The sequence below is a fragment of the Nodosilinea sp. LEGE 06152 genome (genome assembly GCF_015207525.1).
Lineage (GTDB): Bacteria > Cyanobacteriota > Cyanobacteriia > Phormidesmidales > Phormidesmidaceae > Nodosilinea.
Genome location: NZ_JADEWR010000029.1, coordinates 1 through 16,362, shown reverse-complemented (window position 1 = coordinate 16,362; position 16,362 = coordinate 1). Strand labels below are relative to the sequence as shown.

General features: G+C 55.4%; 16 protein-coding genes. 6 read left to right on the top strand and 10 right to left on the bottom strand.

The genetic code is table 11. The annotated features are described in order from the left end of the window. Positions 1–271: 271 nt before the first annotated feature. Positions 272–682, bottom strand: coding sequence for a hypothetical protein (locus tag IQ265_RS26340; protein WP_194059160.1), 411 nt, complete (start codon positions 680–682; stop codon positions 272–274). Positions 683–944: 262 nt separating this feature from the next. On the opposite strand from IQ265_RS26340, the gene IQ265_RS26335 reads away from it, so the two are divergent. Further along, complete coding sequence (locus IQ265_RS26335; RefSeq protein ID WP_194059157.1) at positions 945–3,056, top strand: FAD-dependent oxidoreductase; 2,112 nt, start codon at positions 945–947, stop codon at positions 3,054–3,056. 199 nt (positions 3,057–3,255) lie between these two features. Then, complete coding sequence (locus IQ265_RS26330; protein WP_228038543.1) at positions 3,256–4,371, top strand: transposase; 1,116 nt, start codon at positions 3,256–3,258, stop codon at positions 4,369–4,371. A 208-nt stretch (positions 4,372–4,579) separates the two neighbouring features. On the opposite strand, the gene IQ265_RS26325 is transcribed toward IQ265_RS26330, so the two are convergent. Both IQ265_RS26325 and IQ265_RS26320 read right to left on the bottom strand, forming a co-directional pair. Continuing rightward, positions 4,580–5,758, bottom strand: a complete 1,179-nt coding sequence (locus tag IQ265_RS26325; protein WP_194059148.1) for a relaxase/mobilization nuclease domain-containing protein — start codon at positions 5,756–5,758, stop codon at positions 4,580–4,582. Next, positions 5,739–6,068 (bottom strand): hypothetical protein, encoded by a 330-nt coding sequence (locus tag IQ265_RS26320; protein WP_194059140.1) that lies wholly within the window; start codon positions 6,066–6,068, stop codon positions 5,739–5,741. The genes IQ265_RS26325 and IQ265_RS26320 overlap by 20 nt, the downstream gene beginning before the upstream one ends. Positions 6,069–6,727: 659 nt before the next feature. Between IQ265_RS26320 and IQ265_RS26315 the strand changes: the two genes are divergently transcribed. From IQ265_RS26315 to IQ265_RS26300, 4 genes are all read left to right on the top strand, one after another. Further along, positions 6,728–7,252: a hypothetical protein gene (locus IQ265_RS26315; RefSeq protein ID WP_194059138.1), complete on the top strand. Its 525-nt coding sequence runs from the start codon at positions 6,728–6,730 to the stop codon at positions 7,250–7,252. Between the two features lie 42 nt (positions 7,253–7,294). Beyond that, positions 7,295–8,083, top strand: a complete 789-nt coding sequence (locus IQ265_RS26310; RefSeq protein WP_194059136.1) for a hypothetical protein — start codon at positions 7,295–7,297, stop codon at positions 8,081–8,083. Then, the gene (locus IQ265_RS26305) at positions 8,084–8,743 is read left to right on the top strand and encodes a hypothetical protein (protein ID WP_194059134.1); all 660 of its coding nucleotides are present in this window, start codon (positions 8,084–8,086) and stop codon (positions 8,741–8,743) included. It abuts the gene before it with no gap. Between the two features lie 210 nt (positions 8,744–8,953). Continuing rightward, complete coding sequence (locus tag IQ265_RS26300; RefSeq protein WP_194059133.1) at positions 8,954–9,343, top strand: AbrB family transcriptional regulator; 390 nt, start codon at positions 8,954–8,956, stop codon at positions 9,341–9,343. 18 nt (positions 9,344–9,361) lie between these two features. Here the strand turns inward: IQ265_RS26300 and IQ265_RS26295 are convergent, their stop codons facing one another. The 7 genes from IQ265_RS26295 to IQ265_RS26270 form a co-directional block, all read right to left on the bottom strand. After that, entirely contained in the window at positions 9,362–11,305 is a 1,944-nt protein-coding gene (locus IQ265_RS26295; protein WP_194059132.1) for a protelomerase family protein, read from the bottom strand. A gap of 183 nt (positions 11,306–11,488) precedes the next feature. Beyond that, positions 11,489–12,121 (bottom strand): DUF4113 domain-containing protein, encoded by a 633-nt coding sequence (locus IQ265_RS30930; RefSeq protein ID WP_347405026.1) that lies wholly within the window; start codon positions 12,119–12,121, stop codon positions 11,489–11,491. Beyond that, the gene (locus IQ265_RS30925) at positions 12,103–12,690 is read right to left on the bottom strand and encodes a hypothetical protein (protein ID WP_347405024.1); all 588 of its coding nucleotides are present in this window, start codon (positions 12,688–12,690) and stop codon (positions 12,103–12,105) included. Before IQ265_RS30925 ends, IQ265_RS30930 begins: the two co-directional genes overlap by 19 nt. Positions 12,691–12,719: 29 nt before the next feature. Continuing rightward, positions 12,720–13,100 carry a translesion error-prone DNA polymerase V autoproteolytic subunit gene (gene umuD / locus IQ265_RS26285; protein ID WP_228038541.1) on the bottom strand — a complete coding sequence of 127 codons (381 nt, stop codon included), beginning with the start codon at positions 13,098–13,100 and terminating at the stop codon, positions 12,720–12,722. 225 nt (positions 13,101–13,325) lie between these two features. After that, a complete protein-coding gene (locus IQ265_RS26280) occupies positions 13,326–14,948 on the bottom strand; it encodes a phosphoadenosine phosphosulfate reductase family protein (RefSeq protein WP_194059130.1) in 1,623 nt (540 codons plus the stop codon). A 112-nt stretch (positions 14,949–15,060) separates the two neighbouring features. Beyond that, a complete protein-coding gene (locus tag IQ265_RS26275; RefSeq protein ID WP_194059124.1) occupies positions 15,061–15,648 on the bottom strand; it encodes a hypothetical protein in 588 nt (195 codons plus the stop codon). A gap of 35 nt (positions 15,649–15,683) precedes the next feature. Further along, positions 15,684–15,827 (bottom strand): hypothetical protein, encoded by a 144-nt coding sequence (locus IQ265_RS26270; protein ID WP_194059122.1) that lies wholly within the window; start codon positions 15,825–15,827, stop codon positions 15,684–15,686. Between the last annotated feature and the right edge of the window lie 535 nt (positions 15,828–16,362).

Below are 16,362 nucleotides of genomic sequence, written 5' to 3'. Positions count from 1 at the left end.
CCATAGTCGCGCCGTCTAGGGCATCAAACCCTTCAGATGAACGTTCAAACGTAGAACTGGACAATGTCTCAACCAGACGAGCGGCGACTATAGTTTCAGTCTAAATCCAAACTCCTTCAACCACAGGCAATAAGACCACAGGCAATAGGACCACAGGCAGCGGGGGCGTTGCTGAGCCAACGAAAAAAAGCAGCTCCAAAATTGAAGCTGCTACAAGCAAATCAGCAATAATCACGGAAAAGTTAGGAGAAGTCTTGCCGAGGCAACAACTCTATCGGTTGAAGAAACCTTTTACGGAATCCACAACGTCCTCAGCAGAGTCACGAGCAGCGTTGCCGACGTCTTCCATAGCGTCCTCGCCACGATCTAAGCTTCTTTGAGCCTTACGACCTACCTCTTGAGCACCGCTGCCGAGCGTGGCGTTGGTGCCTTTGTCTACGCCAGCGGGTACACCACCCCGACCTTCTTGAAGCCGGAGCTTGACCTCGTTAACCGTGTCGCCATCTTTAGTGATGCGGTCAAATTCACGCTCGGCCCGTCCTTGCACAATGTCTCCGGCTTCGTTACCCAGGGCTGTGGCTGGGGTGCTAAAGCCAAACAGCAGGCCAGAGCCAATCACAAGAGTAGCGAGGCCAACGCAAAGAATGCGCTGAAGCTTAGCTGCGATCGCATTAACAGTCATAAAAATCTCCTGAAAGAAGTCACACTTATCGGTAAGTCATAAGTGGTGGTCTTGCCCAGTTATAGACCGAGCAGTCGCGCCACCGCATCGCTCAGCAGGCAGACCTAAGCTGACTATTTAGACCGATTTGACCTCGGGCTGATCTCTTACCTTTGGCCTACCTTGGGGGTGAATAAATATTCATGTAACTGGGGAACTCTCCCTAGCGCACCGCCCGCTGGCGTGGCCTAAAATCATTGCACTCTAGAGACTATCCGCCGCTATGTCTAATGCCATTACTCAGCGCAACGGGGTGTTTGCCGATGGGGCGTTTACCCGCCCACCTGCCGGGGCCGAACTCACCTGCTCAATTTTGGTGGTGGGTGGATCGACTGCCGCTTACACCACCACGCTCACCGCGTTAAGGCTCAATCTAGACGTGTGCCTGGTACAACCCCACCGGGTGGTGGGTGGCCAGTTTACCGCCCAGGCGCTGCCCGCCTCCGACGATGGCGACCTGCTCCAGGCCAAGGCGGGGCTGTACACGGTGGATGGTGAGCAGTTTGCAATTTCTAAGGCTCAGAAGGCGTTTCGCGATCGCCAGCGCGAGCTACAGCCCGTCGGCGGCAAAAAGGTGGCCAACCCCGGCGGCGGCTGGGTCAGCCCATTGGCGACAACGCCCGTGGTTGCCGCGACAGCAATGAACGAGGCGCTGCTGCCCTATCTACGGGACGGTCGCCTCACGCTCATCCCCTTTGCAGAACCCGTGCAAGTAGCTCTAGAAGGGGGAAATGGGCGATCGCGGGTTCGGGGAGTAATCTGTCGCGATACCCAGCAAGGCTACACCTTCACCGTCAGAGCCAAGGTCACCGTCGAAGCTACCGATCTGGGCGACCTGCTAGAGGTGGGCAACATTCCCTCCCGCGTGGGGCAAGAGGCTCGCCACGAGACGGGCGAAGCCATTCTGCCCGAAGATGCCCGACCCCAGTGCCAGCAGTCGATCACCTTTGATGTGGTGGTCGAGCACACGGCGCGGGGCAAAGGAGTCGCGATCGGCAAACCCAACGGCTTTGAAACCGAGGGCTGGATTGGCCTGAAGGAATTCACCAGCAACTTCTGGACCAAGGCCCAGCCCGACAAATGGCAGAAGTGGGATTTCTTTAGCGACTTCGGCATCTTTCGCTATCGGCGGTTGTTCAGGTCGCACCCCCACGACAAAAAAGTTGCCCCCGGCGATGTCGCCGTGCTCAACTGGGGCACCTCTAGCGAACCCGATCGCGCCTTTTGCTGCGGCAACGACTACCGCCCCGGTCGGCTGGTAGGGGTCAGCCGCGAAGAACGGCAGCTGCACATTCAGCGGGCGCGGCAGCGGGCCCAGGCCTACGTCCACTACCTGCAAACCCACGGGGCCGCCGACCTCAAACCGCGCGGTGACCTCACCTGGACCAGCGACGGCATTGCCCTCGAGCCCTACATTCGCGAAGCCCGCCGAGGCATTGCCCTCACCACCATTCGCCACGAAGATGTGGCCGAAACCTTCTTTCCCGACCAAGCGCGCGCCCGCTGCTTCAATGACTCGGTGGGCATTGGCCAGTACCACTACCTCGATCTGCACGGCAACGATGCCAAAGGCCACGTTAGCCCGCGCGGCAAAGACGTGGTCGCCCGGCCCTTTAGCCTGCCCCTGGGCGCTCTAGTGCCTAAGGATACCGACGGTCTGGTGCTGTCGGCCAAGAGCATTGGCACCACCCACATTACCAACGCCGCCTACCGCATGCACCCGATGGAATGGGCGATCGGCGAGGCCAGTGGCTTTCTGGCCGTGTTTGCGGTGTGGACAGGGTTAGATCCTAGAGTGCTGGCCACCGAAGAACCGCACATTCGCAAAATTCAGGGCTTTATGGCCCGCAACGGCATGCCCATCTTCTGGTTCAACGACATTGGCCACGACGACCCCGACTTTGAAGCGATTCAGGTGCTGGCAGCAGCAGGGGTTGTGCGCAGCGACGACCCCAAAAGCCTGAGCTTTAAGCCCTACGCGCCGGTTAACCGGGCTGTCGTCGCTACAGCTCTCGTCAATGCGCTCAAACTGCCCACGACCCTGCCCGACCAGGCCACTGGACCTACCTTTAGCGATGTGCTGCCGGGCAAGCACTGGGCCTACATTCCGATCGAAACGCTCTACGCCCACGGCATGATTGCCGGAGTCGGCAAAAGCCGCTTTGCCCCCGATGCCCCCATTACCCGTGAACAGCTCTCGTTTTTGGTCAAGCGGGCCATGCCCGAGGTCTACGACAAAGCCTTTGGCCGCACCCCCATCGATCGCCAAAACCTCCAGCGCCGCGAACTCTCCCGCGTCATGTACGAAGTGCTCAAGGGGCGGCTGCAGCTATAGTCTAACGGGCTTAACGCTCGCTTCTAGCGCCAATACCAGAGCTAATGCCGTATTTTGCTGCATTTTAGGTAATGGCCATTACAATCCGAAAGCCTGAAAACCTGTTCACTTACTTTTGGTCAGGTTTTTATGCTCAGATCTTGCACCTTGGCAGCGGGGATGAGAGAAAAGGGCGTGAAACTTATACGTTGCAAGGACCATGAAGATTCTTGCCCACGCCCAAGAGCTAATTTACCAACTGTTGGATGGGATGCCGAGTGCCTATCAGCGCCAAAGCCTGAAAGCCCTCCTAGAACTGTTTTTCAGAGCACAAGGGGCACCGCTGCCTGAGCATAGTGACCTGAAGTCTGCCAGCGCCCTGAGCCGGTTCCTCACGGTGTATACCTGGTCAGTGCGCCAGGTCATTCGCCACATGCGCCAGGCGGTTCGTCAAGAACTAAAGCGCTATCGACCTCGGGGCCGTCGGCCCCATCTGCAAGTGATTCTGGACATGACAACGCTGGAGAAACGAGGCAAGTTCAAAGCCTTCTCGGATCTCATCAGCGTGTTCCATGGCAAACGAGGGGTGCATCTGGTGGTGCTCTACTTGGTTGTTGGCCCCTGGCGGGTGCCCTGGAGCTTTCGCGTCTACCGAGGCAAAGGCCAACCATCTGCCGCCCAACTGGGGTTGACCCTGGTGCGGCAGTTGCCCAAGTGGCTCAAACGAGCGTTCAAAGCCAGAGTGCTGGCCGATACCGCCTTCGGCAGTGTGGACTTCCTCCAGGGCATCCGCCAGTTGAAGTTGCACGCGATTACTGGGGTGCGCTATGACCGCAAACTTACTAATGGACGGCACCTCTTTGAATTGCACAAACCGGGGCAGCGCGTCCATCTCCAAGGGCTGAGTTATCCCGTCACCATCGCCTGGTTCTACTTGAAACGTGACGGTGCGAAGAAACGCTCCAAACGCTATGTGCTCTCGACCGAACCTCTCAAAGCCAGCACGATTGTTTGGTGGGGGCGGCATCGGTGGCAAATTGAAGGGTTTTTCAAAACCGCCAAGCACCGCTTTGGTCTGCATCGCTTCGGTCAGCAGACCTTGCTAGGGATGTACCGTTGGTTCGTCCTATCACTGGTCGCCTTTATCCTGGCCCACTGGGGCTACCTCTCGTTGGAAAGCGAGGCGTTACCAGACTGGGCAGAAGCCGCCGCTGTTGTGCTGGAAGTTGCCCTGGCAGATGTGGTAGTTTCCCTGTTATTGGCCGACATCGAGCGAAAACGCCCCTTGTTACTACAGCAGGGGATTGACGTTCAGATTACCAGGTGCAAGATCTGAGTCTACGCAAAGCATCCAGGCCAATCGAGAGCTTTAGCTGCAACTTTTAGGAAGAGCGGGAAAACCAGGCATTGAACAACTGGCACAAGGCCGCCTAGTCCGAAGCTAGTCCACGTTTTAGCGCTACTGGCACAGAGTATAAGTGCTCATAGCCGATGCTTCGGATTGAGGAAGCTGTGCAGCGTGCTGCCAAAAAATAAAGCTTTAGCTAAAGCTCTATATCTAGAGCTTTCTGAGTTGGCTGAAGACCTGGGCCACTCTGGCGGTAGGTGAGATGATTGGCGATGTGTTGGCAGTATTCCAGCGCCGCATAGTGCCCCTGGTTCAGGCGTTGGGCTTGCGCCGTTGGCCCTTGCCGGAGGATGCCCACAATGTCTTTTGTGGGTTCTCCATCTGAGACAGCAAGCCGGGCAACCGCGACATCTAATTGTCCCCCCTGGAGCTCACCAGAGCTGCCTTGGACGGCTCTAGCATAAAGCGCGTAGCGTTCCCTCCAAAGCTGCTGAAGCGCCTCGTAATCGTCGAGATGCTGCTGACACTGGGCCTGAGTCATCTCCATTAATTGAGTCAGCACGGCATCCTGGTCGGGGCGATAATCAATCTGTCGGTGCATCTGAAGCCCCCCCAGGGAATAGGCAGGCCCTAATCGACGACCGGCAAACGAATGACCATCAACAGAATAGGAAATGCCCGTAAAGATAGGATCTTTGTCTGGGGATAGTGCCTGTCGCAGGTGTACCTCAATCCCGCTAGCCTTGAGCCGGGTCACCAGCATAAACAAGGTAGGGTGGTCGTTTGTAGCGCGGTCAATCTCATCCCAAAGCGTCTCCTTGGGCAGGATTTCGCCCGTGCGTTCCTTACGCCGATATTCACCCGTGGTGAGGTTTTGCCGCTGCCATGGTGAGGCAACAGTGAGGGGCGTGAGGGCCATATCGTGCTCTAGCTGTCGAGCCAGATTTTGAAGTTTGAGTTTGCTAAAGCTGTCCTTGACCCACACTCCCTCTACATCAATGGTGGTGGTGGCAATGTGCCAATGCTGCACCCCATTGGCAGACTCCTTGTCGTGATGCTGGGTGACAAAAAAAGGGCAATCCCCGTAGCCCATGCTGTCTAAAATTTTCAAAGAGATATCGGCCATCTGAGTTGGATCAACGCATTCCCCCGGTGAGAGGCTGACCATCAAGTGAGCCATGGTGTGTTTCACAGGACGTTGCCGAGGGCGAGAGGTTACCCAGTCAAATTCATGAGCCAAGCCCTCTGGATTACTCCACGCCATATTGGTGGCAATGATTGGGTTAACGCTACTGACTGCCGTTTGCTTGGCCGGGTTCAGTAGATAAGAACAAAGCCCATGGGCGTTGCTGCCTTTAACGATCTTGATCAGCATGATCGCCCTTAGAGATAGGTGTGATTAAGCTGCGCTGTGTGTCTAAGATCGACTGCCGCAGGTCTCTCAAGTCTTGGAGAAGAGAGGGGGGTGCTGCCGTGGCGTAACGTCGCCCCAACTCATCTACTTTTTGGTTCCACCGACTGAGATGGGCATACACCTCTCGATGCGTGACCGTAGCCGGTGGCGGGCATAGTCCCAGGTTGCGGAGAAAAGTTGCTGGGTGTGCTGGATTGGCCGCCCGCTGAATGGCTTTCGCCTCAGCCTCAGAAACGTTGACCACGATGCGGGTATTACGAGAGGTAGTCATGATTGGCTCAGGGAATACTTAACAATTCTTTGCCCCAAAAGGTCGATTTGCGATATGGGGGAGATATTCGAAGGCTACTATCCAAGGTGAGTTTAGGGGAGTGCTTCCAGGTTATGAACAGAAAGAATATAGGAAATCTTCTCTGTTGTAGTTGCCAGTATAAGTCAATGACAAGGTGCTAGGGTAGCCACAACTTGCCATTGAAAAAATGCTGTCAAGAGAGTCGATAAGAAGATCTTAGAAAAGTCTAGAAAAGTCTAGATGGAGTCAATTAAAAAGTCTAGAAAAGAAGTCTAGGAAGGTCAATATGAGGAATCAATGGGAAAAGCTAGGAGAAGTCAATAAGAGAAGTCTAAGGGGAAGTCAATCGAAGAGTCGATAAAAGGAGAAAACGTGAAAAGGCTAGAGAAGTTGATAAGACAAGTTTAGAAAGAGTCCATAGGAAAAGGCTAGTAGAAGTCTAAGAAAAGTCAATAGGAGAGTCGATAAGAAGAGTCAACGTAAAAGGCTAGTAGGAGTCCAATAAAATCGATAAAATAAATTTAAACGGAGGTCGATGAGAGAGGTTTGGGAGAGTCGATAAGAGGAGTCAATAGGAAAAGACTAGGAGAGTCGATAGGAAGCGTGAATGATCGTCAAGTAAGTTAAGGTAGTTATTTATGGTTCTAGACAAGTCTGTTGGAGGCAAAATCAGTGATCATATGGCTGCCCATTCTCCGCAGGCGTCAATCGTCAGAAGTGGGTCTATAACGGCCTATGATGTTGTCAAATCATGTTTTGATTCAATCACCCTTTTTAGGTCAAAAGAGAAGGATTGGGCTGTTACTGCAAAACAAGTGATGAGTTCATTTGAGGCTGTTACAGGACAAAAGATTTCTATTAGTTCATCTACTCTGAGGTGTTACTACTATGCAATTAAGGCTAGCTCTAGTGGCAAGAAAAAGAAGAAGAGCAAAAGCAAGAGCAAGCCTAATGTAGACAGGATGCCGATTGAGGTTGAGCCTGTTGGGGTAGGTGAGGAGGTTGGTGCTAATAAGGGTGAATCAAAGGCTGCTGCTGTCATGCCAAAAGATTCAACTCCCACCCCCGGTAGAGGCCGAAAAAAAGCGGCTAATGGAGGAGATTCGGGGTTTCAGGTGCCACGGCGGCCTGGCATTAGACCACCCACCCACTGGGATGGTTAGACAAAGCTAGATGTTCAACGTGCCGTTTAGAGGGATTGTCCCATGTCGAATAAAACTGTCAATATTATTAATGGTGCGAAGGGTGGAACGGGTAAAACACTGTTTGCCCGGTTGCTCTACGCGACCTTAGATCAAACTGGGTCGAAAGTAATTGGCATTGACTCAGATCAAGAGAACCCAGAATTTTCATCGTTCCACGCTGACCCAGAGCGATTTGCGGTGCCGACGATGGATTGCCTGTCGTTGGATGGCGGTAAAAACTTGGTGACAATGCTGTCGGGGGAGGTAGCGCCCTCAGTTGCTAGTCGGCTTCCAGCGTTGGCCCGTCGTTGCCCCGCTGACGTGGTGATTTTGGATATGCCCGCCGCCTCAAGCACCCGATTGCGGGAGCAAATTGATGTCTTTGACCTGATCCCAGCCTGTGGCGAGATGGGATATGGCGTGACGATCATCAGCGTGATTAGCACCAGCTACGCGCCGATTGAGTCGATTAGCCGAATGCTAGACTTCTGCGGCGACGCCGTTCGCTGGGTGGTGGTTAAGAACCAGTATTTTGCCGCTGAAGGCCAGAAAGACTCATTCTCGTTATGGGACGAGTCAAAAGAACGCAAGCGAGTTAAGAAGTATGGGGGAGTCGAGATTGAGCTGCCACGATTGGCCGATACCACCTTTAAGGCCATGCAAGCCAACTACACTGCATTTACTGCACTCGACAGCCTGCCCTTAGGCGATAAGCTTTTGGCTCGGTCGTTTGTTCGACGTGGAAGTGCCCAGATAGAGACAGCCGGACAGTTTCTCGGTCTACCGGTTCCTGTAGCAGGAGCGGCGTAAATGGGGCAGCCAAGCGTTGAGGATATCGCCAGCATTGAAACCGTTCTGCATGAGCTGCTGCTGCGGATGGAGTCCCTAGAGCGAGTTCACCAGCAGGACGTTGCCCACATTCGTGTGAGTTTAGACCAATGGCAGGAGATCACCCAGAGCCTATCGCGGCTGTTGGAGGTGCGCACCCAAGAGACAGCCGAAGTGAGCAGCGGCTACAGGACACTCGGAGAACACTTGGTCAGGTTCAGTCAATACTTGGTGTCATCAGAAGTGATGTTGAAGCGGGCGGAAGGGCCATTCTCGAACTTGGCCACATCACTGCCCACCTTGATTGTGGAGATGGAGAAACTCGGGAGCCAGGTGCACCAGTTGAACAACGATCCGCAGAGGGCAACCGAGGTCAAGGCGGAATTGCAGGCGCTGCGTCGATCGATACAGCGAAGCGGAAGCGGAACGTCGATCTGGACTGAACTCGCGCAGTGGCGAGCGGCGGTGGTGTGGTTGTTGATGGGTACAGCGGTGATGGGAGTGCTTCAGTACCTGATCTTCCGAGGCAGCGGGTTTCAGGCTGCCCTGACCGAAGTGCGTGCCAGCGGAGGGACGGTAGATCGCCGTCTAGAGCGAATTGAAATTTGGCTGGGAATCGTAGAGGATGAACCGAGCAACTGAGTCATCAGAGCGATTTATGGTGGCATTTTCGAGCTAAATTAAGTCGTCAGACTCATACCTAAAAATCATGATTAATGCTCATTACCCCTAGAAATTTGTCTTTTTATTCAAATTTTTAGATAGAGTAGGGAAGGAATTCTAAACAACTCTAGACTAATTTTATATGGATTGTTTAGAATTTTGACCTGTATTTTTTGGGCGTTCTAAATTATGGCAGTAAAAGAGAGAGAAGCACTGACAGGCAAAGCGCTTCTGGCCAAGGTGAAAGAGAATGATGGCCTGAGCAAGCGAGAACTAGCTCGGGAATGCGGGTATTACACCGTCAGCAAAGATGGACAGACCCGTGTCGCTTTAGCCGAGTTCTACGATGCGTTACTGGCGGCCAAAGGGATTCAGCTTGAACCCCAAAAGAGTGCAGAGAGTCGAGGCCGAGAAGCATCTTACACCCTAACTGTTCACAAGAATGGACAGATTGTGATTGGTGCGGCCTATACGCAAGAGATGGGGCTGAAGACTGGCGACGAGTTCAAAATTAAGCTGGGCTATAAACACATCCACTTAGTTAAACTTGACGATGAGGGCAATGAAGACGACGCCTAATTAGAGCGAAGCTTTATTTTAGCTTCTAGGGTGATAGAGACCTTCATTTTGGAGTTTTTCGGCAGCGAATTTGAGGAAGGGCTCGGTTCTACCCTTGTTATGGGTTTTGAGGGAGTCACTTCCGAGAGACTTATTGAAGGTCTCAATGTCATCTTCAAGATCAGAGGTAATGGCCTTAATGGCCGCCGCATGAACGCCGACGGCCTTGAGCAACGCCCCCGAGAACTTGACGGTTGCCTCAGGATGTTCTTGAGCCCATAGCTTGGCGAGCTCAAGGAGCCGCACCCCACGTTGATAAGGCTTAGTGCCTTGGGCCTTATCGTGGTCGCCGCCATCCTCATCCTTAGGCCGAGCCGGTCTAGGTGCAGCCAGTGGCGCAGCCGGTGACTCTGCCGGTAGCTCATCCCCCTCGCCATCGAGCCCCTCGCTCTCCCGGTCAAAGTTGAAAGCAAAGAAGCGCTGAGCAGCCTGAAGCTGATTGGGGTCATCAGCGATCGCCCTCAACTCATCGAGCATCGCTACCAGTCGAGCATGTTCAACCTTCAACGCCTTGAGTTCTGAATCGTCGCTCTGCCCACCCCCTGAGCGAGCCAGGCGATCGATGGTTGCCGCCTGAGCCGAGATGGTTTGAGCCTGAGTCGAGATTGTCGCCGCCTGAGTGGAGATCGTCGCCCAAACCGGGTCACCCTCCCCAGCCCCATCACCCTGCGGACTCGGTGTTGTCTTAGCGGGAAGAGAATCAACCACGGCCAGTGCTCCTTCAGTGTCTATAAAAGGTTGTTCAATCTCTGGTGCGTCAAGCTCATCGGGCGGCAGAGGAATGGGGCCACTCGCGGCCAGTTTTACCCCCCGCGCCGTGAGGGGTTTCCCATTGCGCGTCAGATAGTACTGGTAGTAATGGCCTGTCACCGACGCATTTCCAGTGGTGGTGTCATCGAGTAGCACATGACCGAGGAGATGCTGAGCCAGACGCTGTTCCGCCATATTGGGAGGGCAGAAGTAGTGGAGGGAGATCGGCACATAGACCGCCCGGCAGCGATGAATGGAGATATTAGTAAACCCCTTCGGCGTCGGCAGTACGTCATCGAGCACCTTAATCACCCGACGATTCACCCGAGCGTTCAGCGCCTCCATCCTGGGGTCATCGGAGGCGACCCCGTCTAAATCATGAATGTCAGCCGTCGCCCTGAGCTTCTCCACCGCCAGCAAGACATCCTGGGCCGGTACCAGCGTCAGCACGTCATAGGCAGGCTTCGCGGCCTTCTGCTGCCCGGTAAAGTGCAGCAGATAGGGATGCCCCTGGGGAATCAACTGAGCCATCTCCCCGACCTGGGGTTGGAGCTGCCCGAGGCTGACGACCTCCGTATGGCGTCGTCCGGTGACAGCGGCGATCGCGATGATTAAGTCGATGGGGTCATTCGAGGCCAGCAGGAGATTGATTTTGCCCATATAGGCATCGAGGTCGACGGGCTGGCGATCGTCCTGACGAGCATTGGCATTTTGGGTGGTAGCGGCTCTGAGCTGCGCCTGCACCTCAATGGGGTAGGTGAACCCGTCTAAAGCGTAGTGACGATTCTCGGAGCCGCTGCTGGGCTCCCCCGGCAGCGGATTGCGCTTCGTCCACCGCCGAGGGTACGAGTTTTTGCCATTGAGGGTAATACGCCCCGCGTCAATCGCCGCCTTAATTGCCTTCGTGTAACGCGGGAAATAGACCGAATTGATACTGCTACGGGGATAGGCCCTCTCTAATAGCATTTGTTCTGCTGCACAGAGACTATCGATGGCTGTCTTCGTGTCGGTGCCGAGAGTATTCATCTCCACCAGCTTGGCGACGAGGATAGCGATCAACTCCTCCAGTTCTTTCTTCGTCAGCTTAGTGCGATCGCCCTTATCGATGCGCTGCTCCATGGCCGCGACAATTTCGGCGCGGGTCGTATCGAAGGTTTGGGATAGAGAGGCCATAGCTACAGGCGGTAAACGGAACGAGAGAGAGCGGCATCATCTACTAGGCTTAATTATAGCAGTCAGTAAACTATATCGGTCAGCGTTGGATAGAATAGCGCCATGGAATTTCACCTCAGCCCCTGGTCTGTGCCGGGGGCTTTTTACTGCATCTTCGACGCGATCGCCCTCAATCCCCTTCTACTACCTCACTACCAGCAGTTCATCCCACCGAGTTGTGAACCTGGGCGATCGCCACTCTGCCCGCATTTGCCACCCTTGCTGTAACCCTTCCGCCGCCCAGCGCACCGTGCCTGCCCCAAACCGCCGATTGAGCGCGTCCACCGCCACCATCAACCGCCCCGCCCGTTCTCTCTTCGACTCATCTGCGAACAAACAGCCCTGAGCAATGCCATCCGGGCTGAGATCCAACAGCAACACCCCGGCCTTGTGATAGGTATACCCAGGCCGGTATAGCCGCTCAGTGGCCCCCAGCGCCGCCCGCACCAGCGAAGAGGAGTCGTTGGTAGGGTAAGGCAACACCAGAGTCTCTGAATTGGCATACTGCGGCTCTCGGGGCCGAAAGCGGTTGGTGTTAATAAACACCTGCAAGGATTGTGCCACCCGTTGATCGCGCCTGAGCTTAGCCGCTGCTGTGGCTGTATAGGAAGCGATCGCCTGCTTCAGCTCAGCGAGCGACACCACAGGCCGCCCAAACCCCCTAGAGACACAACAGCTCTTTCTCGGCTGGGGACACAACTCCAGAGGTAGACAGGCCACCCCACGCAACTCCAGCACCGTCCTGACCCCGACGATACTCAGCAGCTGCCGAACCATAGCCAGGTCAGCCTGTTGCAGCTGTAGAGCAGTGGTGATGCCCTGGGCTTCCAGTCGTTGAGAGAGCCGCCGCCCAATGCCCCATACCTCCGCCACCGGCAATTGGGCCAGCACCGGCCCTGGATCGGCCAGCACACAGACCCCCCCATCCGCTTGGCCTGGTGGTTAGCGATCTTAGCCAAGGTTTTGGTAGTGGCCACCCCGACCGAAACCGGAATGCCCGTCCACTGCTTCACCATCAGCCGCAGGTGGTGAGCCACTATTTCATAGGACTGTCCCGCGAGACCCAGGAAAGCCTCATCAATCGAATAGACCTCCACAGCGGGAGTGAACTGTCCAAGCACCTCCATCACTCGCCGCGATAGGTCGCCATAGAGGGCATAGTTGCTCGAAAGCACCTGAACCTGGTGCTGCTGGATCAGCGATCGTATCTGAAAGAGCGGAGTACCCATTTTCACCCCCAAGGCTTTGACCTCATTGGAGCGAGCCACGACACAGGCATCGTTGTTCGAGAGCACCACCACCGGCTTGCCCTCTAGCCTGGGATTGAACACTCGTTCACAAGACACATAGAAATTGTTCGCGTCTGTCAAAGCGATCATGAGCCCCCCAGGAAGTGAATGGCCCTGGTGACCACACCCCAGATCGCGAAGTCAGTATTGCAGTCAATCACGATAGGGGCATAGTCTGGATTCTCAGGCATTAGCAGGATCTGCCCGGACTCTTGATGAAAACGCTTCACCGTCAGGTCGCCATTGACCACAGCAATGACCACGTTGCCGTGGTTAGGCATCAGCGCCCGATCCACAATCAGCAGATCCCCACAGAAGATCCCTGCCCCGATCATCGAGTCGCCCTTGACCCGCACAAAGAAAGTCGCAGCAGGATGGTGGATGAGGTAGCGGTTTAGGTCGAGAGGCCCCTCAGCATAATCTTCCGCTGGGGAAGGGAACCCAGCGGGGACAGTGACGATAAACAATGCAAAACGTCCTTCAGCGCAACAGCGGTAGAGCACCTGTAAAAGCCGCGTGTGCTAAGGATTTGAACCTTGAAGAGGAACTCGTTAGAGCAGTGTAGTACAGATGAACTCAATCACTTGACTGAGGCGACAAAAGTCTCTGAGCGGAGGAAACCCACAGGGGGGCGGGGGCAGCTGCCCCAGCAGCATCCCTGGGCCACGGGGGATGAGAGGCCCCCAGGGGGTTCAGTCCTTCAGGAAGATCAAGAACGTCTCAGACCAAAACATCGTCATGGCTGGGGCGAGAGCGGCCAGCAGGTGCAGAGAGTAGGAGGGTGGCCAGCGCCGTACCCGGTTGAGGGTATAGAGGGCATGGAGGAGCTGTCTACGCCTTTCTAGGGGGAATTGGGACACCAGCTCAGCCAGGGATGCCAACCACAGATCGGCCTTGAAACTCCAACCCGACTCCAGTTCCAGTAGAGCTAACTCCAGCCAGGTGAGCGGATTGAGAATCGCGCCATTGCGAATGTCTGCACCACTGGCCAAAACACACATCGAACAACTCATCCTGGAGTTGCCCGAAACATAGACCCAATGACCGGGGAAGCCATCGAGGGCTTCAACGTATTGCCCCTTCCCAAAGAGCTGCTGTCGCCGCTCCAGCTCATCGAGGGACACCCCCAGCTCCTCCCAGACCCGCCGTAGGGGCCACCGGAAGATCGGTAGCCAGTTGAGCGCCAACCGCCCCTTGCGGCCCGTCTCCACCCAACTAGAGAGTGCATCAGCGGCCCATTGCTCCCGCTCAGCGGCCAACGACATTCCAGCTGGTTCCTTGAGCGCCTTCGTGGTCGGCCCAGGACGCACCCAAACCCCCGGCTTCTTGGCCCGATTGCTCGATTCCTCCTTCCTGATGCCCAGGGCGCAGACGACCAGCGAGTGCGATCGCAACGCCTTATCGGCTTGGCCCTCCTTCAGTTCAGAGGTGCAGTAGCGGTGTTGGGACGAACTCCACAGGGGGGCATTCCCAATTTTCCTGAGTACCTTATCGGCCTGCTGCTCCTTGAGGTGGCTCGTACAGTAGCGATTTTGCGACGAACTCCACAGAGGGGTATCCCCGACTTTTTCACCACCGCCGCCGCTGCCGTCGCTGTCTTGTTTGGCCGCGATCGCCTCAAACCGTTGCCGCCAGCGATCGACGAGTCCACCCTGGGGCCGTTTTACCACGACCAGGCGTACCCCCAGGCGATCGCAGCGGCTGCGAATGTGCTCCAATGCCCCAGCCCATTCGATGCGGCCCAGGTCACAGAAGAGAGCGAAGATAGGCCCATTCCAGCCCATGGCTCGGTATGCTTTCACGGTAGCCACCAGCATGGCGTCGGAGTCCTTGCCGCCGCTCACCGAGACCACCAGGGCAGCGCCCATATCCATGGCCTGCCGAATCACTGGGGGGAGATAGAGCCCTTCCTTCTCAGGTTGCACCATGGGGAAAAAGCTAAGTTGCAGACTGGCTGTTGTTGAGGGCATGGCTTGAGCCGGAGAACGGGATAGGGGAGTCTGCGAGATGCCCCTGGATGAGGTGCTCCAGAGGCGGGGAGAGTGCGACGGCGGGGAGAGTGCGATCGCAACCCGGCAGAGGGGGCCTACAGCAGCCCCCAGGGGATTAGCCGTCGAATCTGACTGGGTCAACCAGTTAGGCCCGCCGCCATTTCTGACTTGCTGAAGCTCAGCCTTGTACTGGCTCAGGGAACGGGGGTACACCCCGGTTTCCCAACAAACTCTCAGCTTGGCTTTCCACTGCCGCCCAAAGGTCTCTCTGGCCATCTCTAGGGCGTAATACTGGCTGTTCGTCGCTTCAAAGGTGGTGTTCATGGTGCTTTGGGGATAGGGGTGTCTGCTGTCTCTGGAGCGGTTGAGCAGAGGGCGATCGCAAGGTGCTGTAGTGAGTCGAGGGAGTGCGATCGCACTCCCTCCGGCGAGACGGTTAACCGAGTTGAGCCAGCACCTCAGCGGCCAGGAAGGGGGCCATAGCTGAGCGAATGTTGGCGTTGCTCATGTGCTTGCCTTTGCCTCTGGCATTGCGCCAGGGGATGCCAGCGAGGGAGGCGAGGCCGCGCAGTTTCTTAGTCGCTGTGCCAGAACCATTGATCACGCTCTGTACGTGGTCGGGGTTGAGGCCGATGGCTGTAGCAGCGGTTTTGAGGTCGAGGGTGTCATCTAGAAACGCTTCGACAACGGCCTCTACGCTCCCCACGGGGGCGGTAATGCAGCGATCGGGGTAGTCAATGAGCCACTGCACATCAGCCGCCCATTCGGCCTCGTAGTAGGCGCGGAAACGGCGACCGGCTTGGACGGTGAGCAGGCCAGCGGCGACGGTCAGACAGAAAGCCAGTTGTAGGCCGATCCAGGCCGTGCGGTAGGTAGCGATCGCACCCTCCGAGGTGAGGGCGGTGAGAACGGTGCGGACGGTATTGCGGGTGAGTTGGGCGATGGCGATGGCCGAGTCAAAGGCGATCGATGCTGCGATCGCAAAGGGACGAAGAGAGTGCAGTAGGGCGTTTAAGGTGTTCATGGAGAGTACCGGAAGGATGAGGGGACGTGTAGCCGCTATTCGATGGAGAAGCCCATGTAGGTTTCAGCAGGGGGTTGAGGGGGCTGCTGGGGGCCGAGGAATTGCAAATCTTTGGGGTCTAGCCCCAGGGCCAGGTGGCGCTTCACTTCTGGATTGGAGGTAGCGGAGGTAGCAAACATGGGGCGTTGCCTGAACTCTGACTACTACATAATACCTTGACTGCAATAAATATGCAATAGCAGTCAAGGTATTACGCAACCAGTTATGAAGCAGTCTAAAGCCTTTGTTATACAAGGGTTTCAGGGCTTCTTGTGGTTTTCCCATGGATCTCACTACACAGGATCGAGGGGGCGATCGCAGATCTAAGAGGCTGAAAGCATTGAAACCTCGTTCACCTTGATTGATATAAATATCTTATGTCTCCACATTTCACGCAGGTATATATATGAGAAATTAATATAATAGCAGTTATAAACATAGGGATTTTTTATGTAAGTCTGGGGATCGCTGGGGATCGCAGTGGGAGACAAAAGGGCCAAAAGCCTTGTTGTATAAGGGTTTCAGGGTTTTGGGATAGGGTTGATCCCCGCACGATCGCACAAGGGGGATCGCAGGAAAGGGTATAAAAAGATAAGATATAAAGATATAAGAATGCTTTATAGGGGTATAGCGGTTGCAGTCTATCGTTTTTTGGAATTCCAAAAAACGATAGAC